The following is an 18,755-nucleotide window of genomic DNA, read 5'->3' as shown; positions in this document are numbered from 1 at the left end:
TGGGGGCATCACGAACAGGGGGATTCGATGACGACGGATCAGTTCACGGTCGACACCGGCCTCATCCGCGACACGACGGCCAACCTCGCGGTCATCAAGGCCGAGTTCGACGACGCGGAGCAGAACACCTCCTCCGCCGGCGACGTCGTCCCGCACGAGCTGCTCGCGCGCACCCTCCAGGAGTTCGCGACGGGCTGGGACACCCGCCGGCGCGAGTTCTCCGAGGCGATCACCACCCTCAACGGCCTCGGAACGGCGATCGCCGATCAGGTGGAGCAGTGGGAGGCGGACGCCGCAGCGGCAGCCGAGGGTACCGACGGAAATGGAGACGAGGGTTGAGCCCCATCGCAGGAGACCCCGGCACGATCCGCACGTGGGCGGGAACGTACGGAGGCATCGCCGACACGATCGTGGCCGCCGCCGGCCAGTTGCAGTCGATCGAGCTGGGTGAGCAGACGAGCCTCGCAGTGGTCGAGTACCGCAACAACGCGGAGTACCTCGGCGAGAACATCGCCCTGACGGAACCGCGGTACCGCGCCGTCCAGGAGGCGCTCGACTACTACGCGACCGAGCTGGAGGCGGCGCAGCAGGACGAGCGCGACGCGATCGCCGCAGCGGAAGCCGCCGACAGCGAGCACGCCAGCGCGAACACCGACTACCTCGAGAAGTTCGACCTCGCGACGACCGCTGCCACGGCAGCAGCCGCAGACCCGACGCAGACCGGGGCCGCCGAGGCCAGGGAGACGTCGAACGCCGCCTGGTACCGCCTGGAACGCGCTCGGATCGCGCAGTCGCAGGCACAGGTCGACCTGGAGAACGCGAGCATCCGCGCGGAGAACGCCGGGCGGACGGCAGCGTCCATGATCACCACGGCGGTCGATGGCGACGGGATGAACGACACCTGGTGGGACGACTGGGGCAAGGTGGTCTACGACGTGCTGACCGTGATCGGCGTCGTCGTCCTCGTCATCGCGGCTGTCCTCGCGATCGCGGCCCTCGTCGTCGCGACGGTGCTGACCGGCGGACTCGCCGCCGTCCCCGGCATCCCCTTGGCCATCGCGATCGTCGGTGGCGCCGGCCTCACCATCGGTCTCCTGCAGGCCGGCATGTCCGGGGCGGCCATCGCCTCCGGCGAGCGCGGCCTCGAGACCCAGCTCACCTGGGACCTGATCGGCCTCATCCCGTTCAGCAAGTTCGCGAAGGGGCCGATCGCCGCGCTGCTCCGGAACATGGACGTCCCGCCGACGGGCATCGGCTCGCTCTCCGGGGTACCGAGGACGACGGGGACGAATGCGAACGCCGACGACTTCCTCGACACGTTGGGCCGCCAGGGCGTCGACCAGCGGGCCGCCGTCGAGTACTACCTGACCAACAAGGTCGACATCTTCGCTGCGATCAGCACCGAGGCTGGTGAGGCGATCGCCGCCGGGTCGCCGAGTGCGCTGCCCGACCTCGCGCCGAACGACGTCGCGCCGGCGGCACATCAGGAGCCGATCCCGATCTTCCCGTTGACGGGCGACACGCAGCGCGTCCCGGTCGACGAGTACGCACTCGTCCCCTCGGTGCCGGACTTCGACGGCTCGTACACGGCGACGGACTCCGGTGGCTACAACGGCGTCGTCCGTCCGGCGCCCGACGGCGCGTTCCCCTTCGATCCCTTCGGATCAGTCACGGCGCCGCCCTCGTACACCGACCTGAGCGACCTCGGCTCGGACGAGGACGGATCATGACCGCGCAGGATCACACGGACGCCGTCCCCAGCGTGTTGACGGTGCACCTCCGGGAGATCGACCTCGACCGCTGGGAGTGGATCCCGCACGTCTGGCCGTACCACGGGCACCCCGATCCCCGATCCTGGGCGGACGCGGTGTCCCGTCGCGTGGCGAAGCGCTCGCGACTGGCGTTCATGAAGCGCGGTGCGCTGCGCGACGACCTCGTGGAGCTCTCGCGCAGTCGCGACGGCGTCGGGACCGCCTGGAGCGTGGCGTACGTCCCGGACCTCAGTCGGCCGGCGCGGGTCATCCGGATCACCGCTACCGACTCCCGTCTCGGCCCCTACGCGTCGCTCGAATCGTTCCTGCAGCTCGACCAGCCAGGGCTCGACGGTGCGCCGGAGATCGAGCCGTTCACCTCTCCCCACCTGGGCCCTGGAGTGGTCGCGGTGAAGCGCAGACGCGGGGCGGACGGAACCCTGGCGGCGGTGCGCAGTTACGGGTGGACGCTCCAGACCGCCTACGTGTCGATCGCCTACGCGGACTACGACCTGGCGCTGATGGCGAAACTCCAACCCGAACTCGACGCCCTCGCGCGGGCGCTGGACGTGGACGAGGTCCTCCAGGGGCCGAGCAGCGCGACCGGGCACACGACGGCATGAGCGCCGCACCCGTCCGTCTCGCGGTCCCCCGTTGGGTGGTCGCCACACTGGTGCTCGCCGGCCTGGTGCTCATCGCCTGGCTGGTCGCCTGCGTGGTCCCGCTGGCGTTCGCCGACGACGGCGAGACCCCCTGGATCCCCCAGGCCTGGTGGTACGTCGCCGTGCCGATCGGCCTCCTCATCGTGACCCTCGGCCTCGCCTGGTGGGGGCGACACCGCCGCACGGCGCAGGCGTTCGCCGGTGTGCTGGGCGCCGTCCAGCTCGGTGCCGTGCTCGTGTCGCAACGCATCGAGGCGAAGCGTCCGTTCGATGCGGACTGGCCGCACGACCTCGACGTCGCACTGTGGACGGGCGTCGCCGCGATCGCGGTCGGGCAGCTGTTCGCGTTCTGGGCCGAGCGGCACGCACAGGACGTGGCGCGTCGTGCAGCCCGGGCAGGCGCCCGGTGAACCACGACACGGCGACGCCGACCCCAGCGGACAGCATCGGCCGCGACACCGGCCGATACCGCTTCGTGCTGCCTCCGGCGTGGGCGCACCTGCCTGCCGACGAGCCGGTCGAGGCGGTCGTCCGACGACTGATACCGAGCACCGGCTCGGAGGTCGGATCATCCGAGCTCGCCGTGCTGCGGTCGGCGCTCCGCCGACAGGTACGCGCGCTGCGGGATGCGGCCCGGGCGAGCGGCGGCGTCGACGTCCTGCTTCCGGTCGCGCCCAGAGGCGGAGCGGTGATCCCGGCGAACGTCCTCGTCATGAACGCGCCGGCCTCATCGCGGGCCGCCTATCTCGACGGACGGTTGCCCGAGGCATGGGCCGTCCCCCCGGTCGGCGGCCGACCCGTCACGATCACGGAGGACCGTTTCGGCGACCTCCCCGTGACCCGCGCGCTGCGCATCGACCGAGAGTCACCAGACGGCGAGCCGGTCGATCTCATCCGGATCGAGTACTTCGTCCCCCGAGCGGCAGCGGTTCCGCGCGCTTTGGCCCTCGTGATCAGTTGCACGGTCGTCGGTCGGGTCGGTCCGGAACGCCTCCCCCAGTCGACGATCGAGGTGCTCGTCGCACTCGTCGACGCGATCGCGCACACGTTCCGCTGGCTCGACGAGCACGGCGATCCGATCGGGCCGTAGCCGTCGAGCACCCGCGGGCGCTGGGCGCTCCCCCGCCCCGAAGCGGGCGAGGGAGCACTGCGCTCAGCGACGCACGATCATGATCCACGACAGCTGCACGTCGGTACCGCCGCCGGAACCGACCGGGTCGAGGGTGATCGACAGCCGGCCGTCGGCATCGGGTGCGACGCCCGGGAGACTCGCGACCGTCGGCGTGCCGGTGATCGGCTGGGCGTCGAGGAGCTTCGTCCCGTTCACAGCGATGTCCGCCCGCCGGTTGTTCGCCCACTGCGACCACGGGTCGTACAGTCCGACGTAGACGTCGTACGTTCCCGCTTCGAGTGAGTCGAACGAGTACTCGAGCGTCCGGTCGGTCGCCGTGCTCGCCACATATCGCAGCGATTCGGCGAACGGGCCGTCGGTCGTGCCGGTCTCGGCCCCGACCACGCCCCAGCTCGCGCCGGTCCCCGCGTCCACCCCGAGCGTCTGGTCGAACGTGGAGTTCAACAGGGCACCGTCAGCCTCGGCGACCTCGCGGATCGCGTCGAACTTCGGCGACCCGGAACCACCGGCGTCCACGAGGTAGACGAGGTCGTTCGGGACGACGACGACCTGGCGCGTGATCGGGCGGGAGACGCCGTCGATCGTGCCGGTGAGGGCGACCGGTCCCGGCACGGCGAGCGCCGTGGTGTCCCAGGTGATCGCCTTCGTCGTGGTGGCGCCGCCCTGCGTGACCGAGGCCTCGGTCGGCAGGCTGCTCGCATCGTTCAGGCGCACCGTCGCCGCCATGTCGACGTCCACGGCGACCTTTCCCTTGCCTTCGAGGTCGGCGAGCGTCCACTCCTCGTACCACTTCAGGCTGAGCGAGCCGTCGTCACCGAACTCCAGCGGCAGCCAGACCGCCGGGGCGTTCTTGAGGTCGGACGGGGTCCAACGGTCTCCGAGGTAGATGAACTTCCCCGCCGCCGCGTCGATCGTGAGCACCGAGGTGCTCTGACTGCCGTGGGTGGTCGAGTCGCCCGGGCCGCTCACCGGGTTGCCGTGGTCGGTCCATTCGCCGAGCATCGAATCGGCCGTCGCGTACTTCGCCGGGTTGGCGTTCCATCCCGTGGCACCCGAGGTGATCAGGTAGTACGTGCCGTCGTAGACGAAGACCGCCGGTGCTTCCCGGTGTCCGCCGATGTAGGTACGGGTGAAGTCCTCACCCTTCACCGCGCGCTCGACCGGGGCCGAGAGGTACATGAAGTTCGTCGACAACTTCGAGATGAACATCGTCGCGTTCTCCTCGCTCGCGTAGATGATGTAGCCCGTGCCGTCGACATCGGTGAACAGGTTCATGTCGCGCGCCATGCCGGGGCTGTCCGGCTGGTGGTTCGGTTCGCCCTCCGGTGCGACGTTCAGCCGGTAGCTGTCCACGTAGCGGAAGGGGCCGGTCGGCGAGTCGGAGACGGCGACACCCGCGGTCGCCTTGGCGTACTGGGCGTTCGAGGTCGTACTCGGGCCGTCGGTGTGGATCCACATGACCCACTGGTCCGTCGCCGCGTTGTACACGACCTTCGGGCGTTCGAGGATCGCCGCCGGCACGTCGGGGTCGCTCGGCACGGTCACGAGGTCGCGGACGACGGCGGCTCGCTGCTGCGCCGTGTAGTCGGCGTAGAGCTCGGCGGTCGCCGGGTCGGTCGTGATCTGCTCGGCAGTCGACAGGGCCTGGAGCGCGAGGCCCTCGTCGGTCCAGTTGTACAGGTCGCGCGAGGAGTACACGTGGACGCCGCGGCTGCTCGCGTAGCCGTTCCACCGGTCCTCGCCGTACCAGTAGTAGATCGGCTGACCGTCGGCGTCCGTCGACGGCACGACCTGCCCGCCGTGCGCCTGGATCGGGTTGCCGTGGTCGTCGACCCACGCCTGACCGGGCCGGAACGTGTCGTACTCGACGATCGGCCGGAGCGCGGTGTGTGCCGCCGCGAGGGCGTCGTAGGCCGCGGTCAGCGCCGCGGTGTCGGTGGAGGCGGCATCGACGAGCGCCTGCGCTTCGGCGATCGCCGCGTCGAGGACGGCGAGGGAGTCGGCGACGTAGCCCGCGCGCTGCCCCTCGTCGAGCGTGACCGCGCGGATCTTGGCCGCCAGCACCTCGGTGCTCGCCGTGTGCGGTGCCCTGACGATGATGTAGTTGACCGCGGGGTCCGTGTAGGTGTTCGTGCGGCCGGCCGGGCTGTGCACCTCGAGGTCGAGCGTGCCGTCCTCGACGTGCACGGCGAGCTGCTGCTCCAGGAGCGCTCCAGACGGCGCGGTGACCTGGGCGAGCGTCTGGCCCTCGGCCTTCAGGTCGAGCGGACGGGCCGCCCAGCCGCTCGGCAGGTTGAAGCCCAGGGTGACCTCGTAGTCACCGGCGGACAGGTCGAACGAGTAGTCCACGGACCGGGTCGGCAGCGAGCTGCCGCTCGGCGGCGCGTCGTAGCGCAGGGACGCAGTCTTCTCGGTGCCCGTCGACGTGTTCGCCGTCGGCTTCGAGTTGTCGTCCGTGACGTACCCCCAGGAGGCGCCCGTGGTCGCATCGACCCCGAACGGCTGGTCGGTCCTGGCCTGGTAGAGCCCGAGGTGGTCGCCGGGCGACACACTGTCGGTGACGGTCGTGCCGGCGTTGGCGAAGTAGAGGACGAAGTCGTTCGCGACGAGTTCGTCGACGGTGGGCGTCGGATAGGCCGGTGCCGCTTGCGCATGCGGGGCGTCCGCGGTGACGAGACCGGCGGACAGGGCGAGGGCGATCGCGACCGCGCCCGCGACGCCGGTGCGACCGGCGCCCGTGCCGTCGGTGCCTGCATCGGCGGGGAGCAGCACTCCCGCTGCCGCACGCCGGCGTCGGACGAGGAGGAGCGCGCCGGTCATCAGGAGCACCGCGGCGACGATGACGCCGGCGGCGATCGAGACACCGGACGTCGCGAGCGAGCCATCGGTCGTCGAGCCGCCGGTGGTCCCTGAACCGGACTGGCCGGTACCTCCACCGGTGCCAGGGGTGGTGCCTGGATCGGTCCCCGGGTCGGTCCCCGGGTCCGTTCCGCCCGGCAGGGAGTCGACCGTGTTCCCCGGCCCGCCGGAGGTGCCACCCCTGGTCGGAGCGGCACCCGACGCGGCGAACGCACCCGTCTCACCGACGGCGACACCGGCGGCGAGCAGCGCGTCAGGCAGGGCGGCACGGGCGTCCGCGGCGCCCCACACCGTCACCGCGCCGTCGGCCGCGATCGCACCGGACAGGTAGGGGCCGGCGAAGACCCGGACGACGTCGACACCGTCGAGCGAGGCCGGTACGTCGGTCTGGCCGGCGTCGTCGGCCCCCCAGGCGAGGACGGTGCCGTCATCGGCGAGGGCGAGCGCGTGATCGGTCCCGGCGGCGAGCTGCACGACGTCCTCGTCGGCGAGCGTCGCCGGGAGTTCGAGCTGGCCCGCGTCGCTCCGGCCCCAGGGCACGACCTCACCGTCGTCGGTGAGGGCGACGGTGAAGCCGGAGCCGATGACCACATCGGTGATGTCCGCACCGTCGAGCGCTGTCGGAAGGGTGTTCTGCCCGAAGGCGTCGTCTCCCCAGAGCGCGAGCGTGCCGTCCGCCCGGAGCGCCGCCGAGTTCGGCCCGCCCGCGGCGATGCGCAGCACGCGGTCGAGGCCCACCGGGGGTGTGGCCTGTCCGTTCGCGTCCCGTCCCCAACCGGTGACCGTGCCGTCGGAGCGGAGCGCGAGCGCGTGGTTGGTGCCGGCGGCCACCTGGGTGACCCTGCCGCCGATGGTGGGAACGGTGGACTGGCCGAAGCCGTCTGCACCCCAGGCGCGCACGGTGCCGTCCGTTCCGAGCGCGAGCGTGTGCCCGAGCCCGGCGGCCACGCCGAGGACCGGTGTTCCGACCAGCTCTGCCGGCACGGCCGGTGCGCCCCAGCCGAGGAGGGAGGCGGGAGCCGGTTCGGTCGCCGCATGCGCTGCGCCGGCGGTCAGGGCGGTCGCACCGGTGAGGGCGACCGCGACGACAGCCGCGGCGAGCCTGACCCGCCGGACTCCCCCGGCACCTCCGTCCGGCCGTGGTCGTTCGGTTCGTCTCATCGCTCGTCGCATCGTGCGGCGTCCTTTCACGTCATCGTGGGGTGCTGCGGGGGTGGTGCAGGTGGTTCCCTTCGACACGCTCAGGGACCGGGGTTGGGGTCAGGGACCGGGTTGGGGGTCAGGGACCGGGAGTGGTAGGCGGAGGGCTCGGGGCGCGGCTAGAACTCCACCGGGCCGAGGGACGGACGGGCGAGGAACGACAGCTCCGGCTCGGTGAGCGCGTGGAACTCGAGCACCGTGAAGCGGTTCTCGCCCGACTGCAGCTGCCCACCGGGCACGTACAGCGTGTGCTGCGGGCCGCGCGACCAGTAACGGCCGAGGAGGAACCCGTTCACCCACACGAGGCCCTTCCCCCAGTGCTCCGTGTCGAGGAAGAGGTCGGTCGGAGCGTCGAGTGTGACGGTCGCCGTGGCGACCAACGGACCGGCACCCGAGACGCGGGTGGACCGGGTGCCGATCGCAGCGACTGCGGCGTCGACGACCGCGTCGAGCTGGTCGAGGACGACCGGTGCGATCCCCCACGAGGTGAGCTCGACGCCGTCGAGCGACACCGCCCCGATGATGCCCTTCGGCTCTCCCAGGCGCTTGCCGTAGTTCACGCGGCCCTGGTTCTCGAGGAGCAGTTCAAGCGTCTCACCGGCAGGGATGACGATCGACCGTTCGTGGAACTCACGCGTGAGGGCTCCCACCTGCACACCGTCGACGGACACGACCACGCGGTCGCGGACCTCGCTGAAACGCAGCACGCCTCCGCGACCACCGAGCGACGCCCGATACCTGGCAAGGCCGGAGAATGCGCCGAGCTCGTCCATCGTCGGAATGCGGTCGTACTCGACGAGCGGTGCGAGCACGTCGGCGACGTCGGCGAACGACACCTCCTGCTCGAACGGCACCGAGAACGCCGGAGCGTCGGTCGCACTCGGCGGGACCTCCGCCGGGACGTCCGCGTACTTCGCGATCACGTCGCGGAACGCGAAGAACTTCGCCGTCGGGTGGCCGGCCTCGTCGAGCGGGGCGTCATAGTCGTAGGAGGTGACGTGGGAGCGGTACTGCCCCTTGTCGTTCGCACCACCGGTGAACCCGAAGTTCGTGCCGCCGTGGAACATGTAGATGTTCACCGAAGCACCGGTGGCGAGGAGCGCGTCGAGGTCGGCGGCGGTCTCGGCGATGGGCGTGGTGTGGTGGTGCTCGCCCCAGTGGTCGAACCAGCCGTCCCAGAACTCGGAGCACATGAGCGGCCCGGTCGGCTGGTGTTCGCGCAGGGTGGCGAGGCGTTCGAGCGAGCGGCTGCCGAACGAACCCGTCTTATGGAGTTCGGGGATACTGCCGTCCTCGAGCATCTGAGCCGTCGGCTGGTCGACACTCGTCAGCGGCACGGTGATCCCGAGTTCACACGTCCAGGCGGTCAGCGTGCGGAGGTAGTCGTGGTCGTCGCCGTACGCGCCGTACTCGTTCTCGACCTGCACGAGGATGACGGGTCCACCGCGGTCGATCTGCAGCGGGGCGAGGAGCGGGAGGAGGGCCTCGAAGTACTCGCGGACGGCGGCGAGGTACCGCGGTTCGCTGCGACGCAGACCGAGCTCGGGGTCGTGGAGGAGCCAACCCGGCAGTCCGCCGTTGTCCCATTCGGCGCAGATGTAGGGCCCCGGACGCACGATCGCGTACATGCCGGCGTCGGCGACGAGGCCGAGGAAGCGTTCGAGATCGTTCACGCCGCTGGTGTCGAACACGCCGCGCTCGGGGCTGTGCTGGTTCCAGGCGACGTACGTCTCGATGGTGTTGAGCCCCATGAGCTTCGCCTTGGCGATGCGGTCCGCCCACTGCTCGGGGTGCACCCGGAAGTAATGGAGGGCTCCGGAGATGATCCGGAACGGCTGACCGTCGAGCAGGAAGTCGTCGTCGCCGATGGAGAAGGTGGGCATGCGGGGGCTCCGTGATGAAGGGGTGCGGATGGAGCGACCACGGCCGGCCGGAGACGAGCCTCGATGAGGATCTTCCGACCGGCCGCGGTCGATGGTGCTGGTGGAACAGGCGCTGAGCTGCGCTCCCGACTACTTCTCGGTGACGGTGAAGCCCTGCGTGTTGCCGTACTCGACGAGCTGCTTCTGCCAGTCGGCGAGACCGTCGTTCAGGTCTGCCTTGTTGGCGTAGGACTGGCCAACGGTGTCGGCGAAGATGCTGTTCGCGTACACCTGGTAGGGCAGGTACTGCCATCCGGTGGACACGTCCTTGGCGCCCTGCACGAGCACCTCGTTGATCTTCTGGCCACCGAAGTAGTCAGGCGCTGCCGAGAGGAACTCGTCGGAGTTCAGGTCGGCGGTGGTCGCCGGGAAGCCGCCAGCGTCGAGGAACACCTTGACGCTGTCCTCGTTGTTGTTCAGCCACTTGAGGAAGCCGGCGGCGAGCGCCGGGTTCTTGCTGTCCTTCAGCACGACCTGGCCGCCGCCACCGTTCTCGGCGTTGGCGGGCTTGCCGTCGTACGTCGGGATCGGTGCGACTCGCCACTGACCGGAGGCCTCAGCAACGGACGACTCGAGCACACCGGGCATCCAGGCGCCCGTGATGAGCGTCGCGATGCTGCCGTTGCCGAGCGACTTGTACCAGTCGTCGCTCCAGCCGGGGACGGTGGAGAGCAGATCGCCCTCGACGAGCTGGTTCCAGCTGTCGGCCCACTTCTTCGAGCCCTCGTCGGCGAGGTTGATGCTCACCTTGGTGCCGTCGGCACTGAACGGACGGCCGCCGGCCTGCCAGATCATGCTCGTCGCGAAGCCGGAGTCACCGGAGTCGTTGGTGATGTACTTCGACGGGTCTGCGGCGTGCAGCTGCTTCGCTGCCGCGATGTACTCGTCCCAGGTCGTCGGCACGGCGATGCCGTACTGGTCGAAGACCGTCTTGTTGTAGAACATGGCCATGGGGCCGGAGTCCTGCGGGAGGGCGTACAGGCCGTCGCCGATGTTGACGGAGCTCCACGGGCCGGGGCTGTAGTCGTCCTTGAGGTCGCCGAAGCCGTAGGCGTTGAGGTCCACGAGGGAGTCGCTGAGCGCGAACTGCGGGATCGCGTAGTACTCGACCTGGGCGACGTCGGGGCCACCCTTGCCGGCCTTGATGGCGTTCTGCAGCTTCGTGTACTCGGTGGTGTTCGTCCCGGCGTTGACGAGGTTGACCTTGACCTTGGGGTAGGCCTTCTCGAATGCTGCGACCTGGGCCTCAGCGGACGGGGTCCACGACCAGTAGGTGAGCTCGCCACCGGCTTCGAGGGCGGACTCGACGTCTTTGGCGTCGCCCGAGGCGGTGCTGCCGGTGCCGGACGAGCACGCGACGAGCGAGGCTCCGATCATCGCGGTCGCGACGGCCGCCGTGGCCGTGCGGCGCAGAACCGTGCGAGACGGTGAGATGCGCTTCATGGGTGTTTCCTTTCACTGCGTTGGGAGGAGGAGGTGATGCGGGTGGTGCGGTGGTGCTGGTGGGAAACGGCTCCTGAGCTTGTCGAAGGCCAGGGACCGGCGGGAGAGGTTTCGGTGTCGGTGGGATCAGCCCTTGACGCTGCCGGCGCTGAGGCCGGACTGCCAGAAGCGCTGGAGGAACAGGAACGCGATGACGATCGGGACGATCGTGAGCAGCGACCCGGTGATCACGAGGTTGAAGATCGGCTGCGCGGCGACACCCGTGGCCTGCGCGCTCCACTGGCTCAGACCGACGGTGAGGGGATACCACGTCGGCTCGCTCAACATGATGAGCGGGAGGAAGTAGTTGTTCCAGGTCGCGACGATCGCGAAGAGCAGCACCGTCACGATGCCGGGGCCGAGGAGTCGCAGCGAGATCGTGAAGAAGGTGCGGAACTCCCCCGCACCGTCCATGCGGGCGGCTTCGAGCAGTTCGGTCGGGACCGCGTCGACCGCGTAGGTCCAGATGAGGTACAGGCCGAACGGACTCACGAGGGAGGGCAGGATGACCGCCCACGGCGTGTTCGTGAGGCCCATCTGGCTGAACATGAGGAACGTCGGAACCGCGAGCGCCGTCCCCGGCACCGCGATCGAGCCGAGGATGATCGCGAACACGGCGCGCTTGCCCGGGAAACGGAACTTCGCGAGGCCGTAGCCACCGATCGTCGCGAGGAGCGTGGCACCACCGGCGCCGACGACCACGTAGAGCAGCGTGTTGCCGAACCAGCCGACGAACTGGCCGTCACGGTAGGTGACGGTGTCGACGATGTTCTGCCAGAGGTTGAATCCGCCGTTCCCGAACCAGAGGCCGAAGGAGGAGAACAGGTCGGGCTGCGACTTCGTCGCGTTGATGACCAGCCACAGGATCGGCACGATCGAGTAGAGGAGGAAGACGGCCATGACGATCGTCAGGACGATCGAGCGACGACGGCGTGGGTCGTGGCGCTTCCTCGTCGGGCGGTCGAAGGCGCGGGCGTTGCGGGCCGTGCGAGTGGACACGGTCTGCGGGCGGACGGTCGGGTTCGAGACGGTGGCCATCAGCTGTTCTCCTGTCGGGAGCCGCGCACCTGCACGACGTAGGCGATGACGGCGGTGATGACGCCCATGACGATCGCGACCGTTGCCGCGTAGTTGAACTGCTGGCCGGCGAAGGACAGGTTGTACGCGTACATGTTCGGGGTGAAGTTGCTGGTGATGACGTTGGGGGCGAGGTTCTTCAGCAGGTTCGGCTCGTTGAAGAGCTGGAACGAGCCGATGACCGAGAAGATCGACGCGATCACGAGTGCACCGCGGAGCGCGGGGATCTTGATGCTGAAGACGGTGCGGAACTGGCCGGCGCCGTCGATCTCGGCGGCCTCGTAGATCTCCCCCGGGACGACGCGGAGCGCGGCGTAGAAGATGAGCATGTTGTAGCCCATGAACTCCCAGGTGACGATGTTGCCGATGGAGGCGAGGACCGCCTGCGAGCTGAACGGCTCGAGGATCTTGGCGCCGAGCAGATCGTTGAACGATCCGGCGAGTCCGAACTGATCGCCGTAGATGAAGCCCCAGATGAGCGCCGCGACGACGCCCGGCACCGCGTAGGGCAGGAACAGCGCGATGCGGAAGAAGGCCGCACCGTGGAGTCGGGCGCTGTCGAGGGCCAGTGCCGCCGTGAGCGAGAGCGCGAGCATGATCGGCACCTGCACGACGAAGAAGAGCGCGACGCGGCCGAACGGCTCCCAGAACTTCGCGTCTTGGAACAGGGCGATGTAGTTGTCGAAGCCGACGAAGGCGTTGCCGCCGATGAGGCGGTCCTGGAAGAAGCTCAGGTACAGCGCGTAGACGAGCGGCGCGATGATCATCAGCGCGAAGACGATCATGAAGGGGGCGATGAACGCCCAGCCCTTCCAATCCCGACGATCGCGGCGATGCACGCGGACCGCTGGTGGCCGGCCGGTTCGGGCGGTCGTGGTGGTCATGGGCAGCTTCCTTGCTGGGCAGCGGAGCGGTTCCGTGGAGGCGCTCGGTGGTGGATCGGGTGATGATGCTGACGATGTTTACGTCAACATCTGCTCGGTACCATAGCATGTTCACGTCAACATGCAAGGATGGATGCGACGATAGGGAGACCATGACGGACACGACGCAGAAGCCAGCGGGCCGCACGAGACGCGCGCCGTCGATGGCAGACGTCGCCGCTCACGCCGGCGTCTCCTCGCAGACCGTCTCCCGGGTGGCGAACGGCCTGACCAACGTCGACGACGGCACGCGCGACCGCGTGCTCGAGGCCATGACGGAGCTCGGCTACCGCCCCAACAAGGCCGCACGCGCCCTGCGCTCCGGCCGCACGCGCAGCATCGGCATCACGATGTTCACCCTCTCCTCCTACGGCAACATGCGCACCCTCGACGCGATCACCGTGCAGGCGGCACGCGCCGGCTACTCGGTGACCGTCGTGCCCGTGGAGTACCCGACCCAGCGCGACGTCGCCGTCGCGCTCGACCGGCTGCGCGAGCAGGACGTCGACGGCCTCATCATCGTCATCGAGTCGCACATCGTCGACGGCGCCGACGTCGAGCTCCCCGTCGGCCTGCCCGTCGTCGTCATCGACTCCGCCGCGCGGACCGACTACCCGGTCGTCGACAACGACCAGGCCCAGGGTGCAGCCCTCGCCACGCAGCACCTCTTGGACCTCGGCCACCGCGGCGTCTGGCACATCGCCGGGCCTCGCACCTCGTACTCCGCCGCGCGCCGTGAGCAGAGCTGGGCCGACACCCTCCGCACGGCGGGCATCACCCCGCCGCCCGTGTTCCGCGGAGACTGGTCGACGGCGTCGGGCTACGAGATCGGCCTGCAGATCGCCGAGCGCCCCGAGATCACGGCGGTCTTCGCCTCCAACGACCAGATGGCCCTCGGACTCCTGCGCGCCCTCCATGAACGCGGACGCGCGGTACCCGGCTCCATCAGTGTCGTGGGCTACGACGACATGGCCGAGTCCGACTCGTTCTGGCCGCCACTCACGACGGTGCACCAGGACTTCGACGAGATCGGCCGCCGCGCGATCACCACACTGCTCCGCGAGATCGAGGAGGGGCCGTCGCTCACCGCCGAGCCACTCACCCCGACCCGCCTCGTCGTCCGCGCGAGCACGGCGGCTCCGGCCGGCGACTGACGCCGTCTGACGCCGTTCGACAGGCCCAGGGACCGAGCGAGGCACTCAGGGACCGAGGGACGGAACCGACTCCGGGATTGGTCGTCGAGCCTGTCGAGACGCGCCGGAGCGGCGCGGATCGCTTGACACCCACGCAGGGGTCACTCCATACTCGTCGGAAATGTTGACGTGAACACCCAGCGCGCATGTCGCGAAATGTTTACGTGAACATCACCACGCACCACGGCCTCCAACGAAGGAACCACCGATGACACTGCCGTCACCAGTCCGCCGACGAACGATCGGAGCGACCGTCGCCGTCGCTCTCGGTATCGCCGCGATCTCCCCCGCACTCGTCACCGCGAGTGCCACTCCCGCACTCGCCGCGGAGAGCACTCCCCTCACGATCACCCCGAACCCCGCGTATCAGAACGAAGCCTTCGAAGGCTGGGGCACGAGCCTCGTCTGGTTCGCCAACGCCACCGGTGACTACCCCGAGGACGTCCGCCAGGACCTCTTCGACAAGGTCTTCGGCGAGGACGGTCTGAACCTCAACATCGCCAGGTACAACATCGGCGGCGGGAACGCGAGCGACGTCCCCCCGTACCTCCGTGCCGGTGGTGCGGTCGACGGCTGGTGGAACCCGGACCTCGAGGCGAGCGACGCCGATGGCGCGATCACCTCCGACTACGCCGACCGCGACCGCTACGCGGCCGCGTGGGACGCGGACGACCCGCAGTCGTACGACTTCGATGCCGACGCGACGCAGCGCTGGTGGCTCACGGCCCTCAAGGACAAGATCACCAAGTGGGAGGCGTTCAGCAACTCCCCGCCCTACTTCATGACCGAGAGCGGCTACGTCTCCGGCAACTACAATGCCGCATCCGAACAGCTGAAACCCGAGAGCGTCGACGACTTCGTCGCGTACCTGACGACGGTGGTTGACCACCTCGAGGCGGACACCGGCATCTCGTTCGACACCATCGACCCGTTCAACGAGCCGAACACCAACTACTGGGGTACGACGATCGACCAGTCCACCGGCTGGCCGTCGGGCGGCCGCCAGGAGGGCGCGCACATCGGCCCCGCCATGCAGGACACCGTCATCAAGGCGCTCGCCGAGCGGCTCGCCGCGGAGGGTACCTCCACGGAGGCGGTCATCTCCGCGATGGACGAGACCAACCCGGGCATCTTCGCGACGAACTGGAACGGCTGGTCGCAGCTCGCCAAGGACCTCGTCACGCAGCTGAACGTCCACAGCTACGGCCAGGGCGGCAGCGTCGTCGCACGCGACATCGCGAAGACCGCCGACAAGCCGCTCTGGATGAGCGAGGTCGAGGGCAACTGGGACTCCAGCGGCAAGCACAACCTCACGAACATCGACAACGGCATCGGTATGGCCACGCACCTCATCGACGACCTCCGCAACCTGGAGCCGACGGCGTGGGTGCTGTGGCAGCCCGTCGAGGACCTCTACAACATGGAGAAGGTCGAGAAGCTCAACTGGGGCAGCGTCCTGATCGACTTCGACTGCAACGCCGAGGGAGTCTCCGAACGGCGCATCGCGGACGGTGACGCCGACCCGAGCTGCTCGGTCAAGACCAACGCGAAGTACAACACGCTCCGCAACTTCACCCACTACGTGCAGCCCGGCGACCACCTGATCCCCTCGACCGACGCGCAGACCACCACCGCGCTGCGGGCCGACGGCACCGGCGCGACCCTCGTGCACGCCAACCCGTCGACCACGGCGCGGACCATCACGATCGACCTGTCGAAGTTCGCGGACATCGCCGCCGGTGCGACGGTCACCCCGATCGTGACGACCGAGTCCCCCGCGGACGACGTGACCGCCAACGCACTGGTGCAGGGCCAGGCCGTGTCGATCGACCCCGTCACGAAGCAGGCGGTGCTGACCGTCCCGGCGAAGTCGGTCACCACCTTCCTCGTCGACGGTGCGACCGGTGTCGCGGCCGATGCCGCACCGTTCCAGGACGGCCACCGCTACCAGCTCGTCGGGAAGCAGAGTGGGAAGGCGTTCACCGCATCCGCCGCCTCCGGCACCACTCCGGCAGGCACGATCACGCCCCGCGCGTCCGACGCCACCACCGGCGCAGCCCAGGTCTGGACCCCCGAGCTGCTCGCCGGCGGCGGGACGAACACCGACCGGTACGCCCTGCGCAGCAGCTCCGGCGCACTGCTGGCGGCGAGCTCCGCCGGCTCCTCCCTCGTCTCGGCGAGTCGGGAGCAGGCAGCGGCCGACCCGTCCCTCCAGTGGATCCCGACCACCACGAACGGTGCCGACTGGAGCCTCGTGAACGTGGCGACCAGTCAGGCCCTGGAAGTCGGCGGGCAGTCGACCGCCACGGGCGCTGCCGTCGGTGTCTACCAGTCGAACAACGGCGCGAACCAGACGTGGAGCTTCGTCGACACGTCACTGACCGGCGTGCAACCGGTCGTGACGCAGACCGTCGCCGGCGTCCAGGCCTCGCTCCCGTCAACGGTCATCCCGCTCTACGGCGCCGTCCAGGGCGCTCCGGTCGGCGTGGCCTGGGACACGGCCGCAGTCGACTGGAACACTCCGGGCACGATCGTCGTGAACGGCTCGGGCACGGACGGCTGGGGTGCACCGTTCACGGTGCAGGCCACCGTGGACATCGGCGGATTCACGACCACCGAGCCCGTGTCACTCACGGTGGCGGCCGGTTCACCGGCGAGTGCCGTCATCGCTGCGGCCCCTGCCACCGTCCCGGCACAGATCGGAGCCAGCAGCAACCGTTTCGACGCGGCCGTGACCTGGGACTTCAGTTCGCTGACCGACGCCGACCTCGCCGAGCCCGGCGCGGTGCGGGTGAGCGGCACAGCGGCGTCGAACGACGAGGCGGCGGCACCGATCGAGGCGCTGCTGTCGATCATCGTGACGGCCCCCGGCGAACGCAACATCGCGCCGGACGCCACGACGATCGCGAGTGCGACGTCCACCGAGTCCGGTTACCCGGCGAGCAACACGAAGAACTCCGTGCGCACCGACAAGGGCTGGTCGAACTGGCGCTCGTCGAACAAGCCGACGAGTGACACGCTGAGCTACGAGCTCGGTGGTGAGCACACCGTCGAGCACGTCACCTTCTACGCCTACAAGGACGGCAGCACGACCAGCTGGCCGAGTGCGCTGACGGTGCAGTACCGCGACGCCGAGGGCGCCTGGGTCGACGCTCCCGGTGGTGCGGTGTCCGTGCCCGTCCCGACCGACGGCACGGCTCCCGTGGTCGACGTCGACCTCGGTGGGGTCACCACCTCGGCGGTCCGAGTCGTGATGACGGCCTACGCGAACACGCACATGGTGGTCTCCGAGGTCGAGATCTACGCGCTCGCGCCGACCGTCTCGACCGAGGCCGGCCTCGCCGCGCTGCGCGTGAACGGCACCCCGATCGACGGCTTCGATCCGACGGTGTTCGAGTACGAGGCCGCGCTGTCGGGCTCGAGCGACCCGGTGATCGACGCGATCCCCGCCGACCGCGACGCGACGGTGTCGATCGAACCGCTCACGAACGCTCCCGTGGCAGCACGCGCTGCTGCGGACGCGAGCACCGGCGTGGTGGTGACGGTCACCGCCGCCGACGGCTCGACCACGCAGTCGACGACGATCACCTTCGCCCGGACGGCTGCCGCTACCGCGGTGCTCTCCGGTGTGGCGCGTGAGGGCGTCGCGACGACGGCCGGTGTGACCGTCGACCCTGAGGACGCGACGGTCGCCTACCGGTGGCTGCTCGACGACGAGGTGGTGCAGGGCGCCGACGCGGCGACGTTCACGCCTCCCGCAGGGAGCGCCGGTGCGGCGCTCACGGTGAGCGTGACGGTGTCCGCCGAGGGCTTCGCCGACGTCGAGGTCACCTCGGCGCCGGTCACCGTGCTCGCCGCGGTGGTCGATCCCGGCACCGATCCCGGCACCGACCCAGGCACGGACCCCGGGACCGGTCCCGGAACGGGCACGGACCCCGGCACGGGCGGCCCTGGCGACGGCTCCAGCTCGCCGTCGGGCGGTTCGGCAGCAGGTGCCGACTCGCTGTCGCGGACCGGTGTCGATGTCTCCACCTTCGGTCTCGTCGCTCTCGTGCTCGGTCTGCTCGGCTTCGCCTCGGTGCTGATCGCGCGCCGTCGACGAGCCTCGTAGGCGCGTCACGACGAACCCCGCCGTCCGAGAGCGCTCGGGCGGCGGGGTTTTCGCGTGCGGTGACCCTTCGACAGGCTCGGGGACCGGAGAAGCGACGACGGTCGCTCTCTTCGGTCCCTGAGCCTGTCGAAGGGCGGCGCTCAGGAGACGAGGAGCAGAGGGTTCACCTTCGCGCCGGTGTTCTCCATCGTGTTCCCACTCTGGGTGAGGGATACCGTTGGGAACGCGGTGAAGGGGCAGGAGGACACGACCCGGTTGGGTCCGAACTGGTTGTTCGTGACCGTGGCCTTCTGCGTCCAGCTCTTCTTGACCTGGAGTTTCAGGGTGCAGTGTCCGCCGTCGAGCCAGTTGCCGTCGACGGTGAGGGTGACGTTGTTCTGTTCCGCGCCGCCGAGGATCGCGAAGTTCGTCGCACCGCGGATCGTGTTGCCGAGGATGCGGAT

At 69.5% G+C, this 18,755-nt stretch carries 13 protein-coding genes; 7 read left to right on the top strand and 6 right to left on the bottom strand.

Features of this window, described 5'->3' with window-relative positions; all coding sequences use genetic code 11:
* Nucleotides 1-27 precede the first annotated feature (27 nt).
* From KXS11_RS17425 to KXS11_RS17405, 5 genes are read left to right on the top strand one after another with little or no spacing between them, the layout of a single operon-like run.
* A complete protein-coding gene (locus KXS11_RS17425) occupies nt 28-339 on the top strand; it encodes a hypothetical protein (protein ID WP_437386942.1) in 312 nt (103 codons plus the stop codon).
* The gene (locus tag KXS11_RS17420) at nt 336-1,730 is read left to right on the top strand and encodes a hypothetical protein (RefSeq protein ID WP_437386941.1); all 1,395 of its coding nucleotides are present in this window, start codon (nt 336-338) and stop codon (nt 1,728-1,730) included. The genes KXS11_RS17425 and KXS11_RS17420 overlap by 4 nt, the downstream gene beginning before the upstream one ends.
* Nucleotides 1,727-2,374 carry a hypothetical protein gene (locus KXS11_RS17415; protein ID WP_437386940.1) on the top strand — a complete coding sequence of 216 codons (648 nt, stop codon included), beginning with the start codon at nt 1,727-1,729 and terminating at the stop codon, nt 2,372-2,374. Before KXS11_RS17420 ends, KXS11_RS17415 begins: the two co-directional genes overlap by 4 nt.
* The gene (locus KXS11_RS17410; RefSeq protein WP_437386939.1) at nt 2,371-2,823 is read left to right on the top strand and encodes a hypothetical protein; all 453 of its coding nucleotides are present in this window, start codon (nt 2,371-2,373) and stop codon (nt 2,821-2,823) included. The genes KXS11_RS17415 and KXS11_RS17410 overlap by 4 nt, the downstream gene beginning before the upstream one ends.
* Complete coding sequence (locus KXS11_RS17405; RefSeq protein ID WP_437386938.1) at nt 2,820-3,503, top strand: hypothetical protein; 684 nt, start codon at nt 2,820-2,822, stop codon at nt 3,501-3,503. Before KXS11_RS17410 ends, KXS11_RS17405 begins: the two co-directional genes overlap by 4 nt.
* A gap of 63 nt (nt 3,504-3,566) precedes the next feature.
* Here KXS11_RS17405 and KXS11_RS17400 read toward each other — a convergent pair whose 3' ends face one another.
* The 5 genes from KXS11_RS17400 to KXS11_RS17380 form a co-directional block, all read right to left on the bottom strand.
* On the bottom strand, nt 3,567-7,565 hold the full coding sequence (locus KXS11_RS17400) for a family 43 glycosylhydrolase (RefSeq protein WP_437386936.1): 3,999 nt from the start codon (nt 7,563-7,565) through the stop codon (nt 3,567-3,569).
* 158 nt (nt 7,566-7,723) lie between these two features.
* Entirely contained in the window at nt 7,724-9,487 is a 1,764-nt protein-coding gene (locus KXS11_RS17395; protein ID WP_437386935.1) for a glycoside hydrolase family 35 protein, read from the bottom strand.
* A gap of 129 nt (nt 9,488-9,616) precedes the next feature.
* Complete coding sequence (locus KXS11_RS17390) at nt 9,617-10,969, bottom strand: ABC transporter substrate-binding protein (RefSeq protein WP_437386934.1); 1,353 nt, start codon at nt 10,967-10,969, stop codon at nt 9,617-9,619.
* Between the two features lie 126 nt (nt 10,970-11,095).
* Nucleotides 11,096-12,046, bottom strand: a complete 951-nt coding sequence (locus KXS11_RS17385; protein ID WP_437386933.1) for a carbohydrate ABC transporter permease — start codon at nt 12,044-12,046, stop codon at nt 11,096-11,098.
* On the bottom strand, nt 12,046-12,969 hold the full coding sequence (locus KXS11_RS17380) for a carbohydrate ABC transporter permease (RefSeq protein WP_437386932.1): 924 nt from the start codon (nt 12,967-12,969) through the stop codon (nt 12,046-12,048). Before KXS11_RS17380 ends, KXS11_RS17385 begins: the two co-directional genes overlap by 1 nt.
* A 152-nt stretch (nt 12,970-13,121) precedes the next feature.
* Here KXS11_RS17380 and KXS11_RS17375 point away from each other — a divergent pair, with 152 nt between their 5' ends.
* The gene (locus tag KXS11_RS17375; protein WP_437386930.1) at nt 13,122-14,162 is read left to right on the top strand and encodes a LacI family DNA-binding transcriptional regulator; all 1,041 of its coding nucleotides are present in this window, start codon (nt 13,122-13,124) and stop codon (nt 14,160-14,162) included.
* 247 nt (nt 14,163-14,409) lie between these two features.
* A complete protein-coding gene (locus KXS11_RS17370; RefSeq protein WP_437386929.1) occupies nt 14,410-18,312 on the top strand; it encodes a glycoside hydrolase in 3,903 nt (1,300 codons plus the stop codon).
* A 140-nt stretch (nt 18,313-18,452) separates the two neighbouring features.
* Here the strand turns inward: KXS11_RS17370 and KXS11_RS17365 are convergent.
* On the bottom strand, nt 18,453-18,755 hold a 303-nt coding region (locus KXS11_RS17365; RefSeq protein ID WP_437386927.1), incomplete at its 5' end, for a hypothetical protein.

It is taken from the genome of Plantibacter flavus, assembly GCF_051487245.1.
GTDB classification, from domain to species: Bacteria; Actinomycetota; Actinomycetes; order Actinomycetales; family Microbacteriaceae; genus Plantibacter; species Plantibacter flavus_B.
The sequence above is the reverse complement of the archived record's forward strand: the minus strand, read 5'-3'. Positions and strand labels throughout refer to the sequence as shown.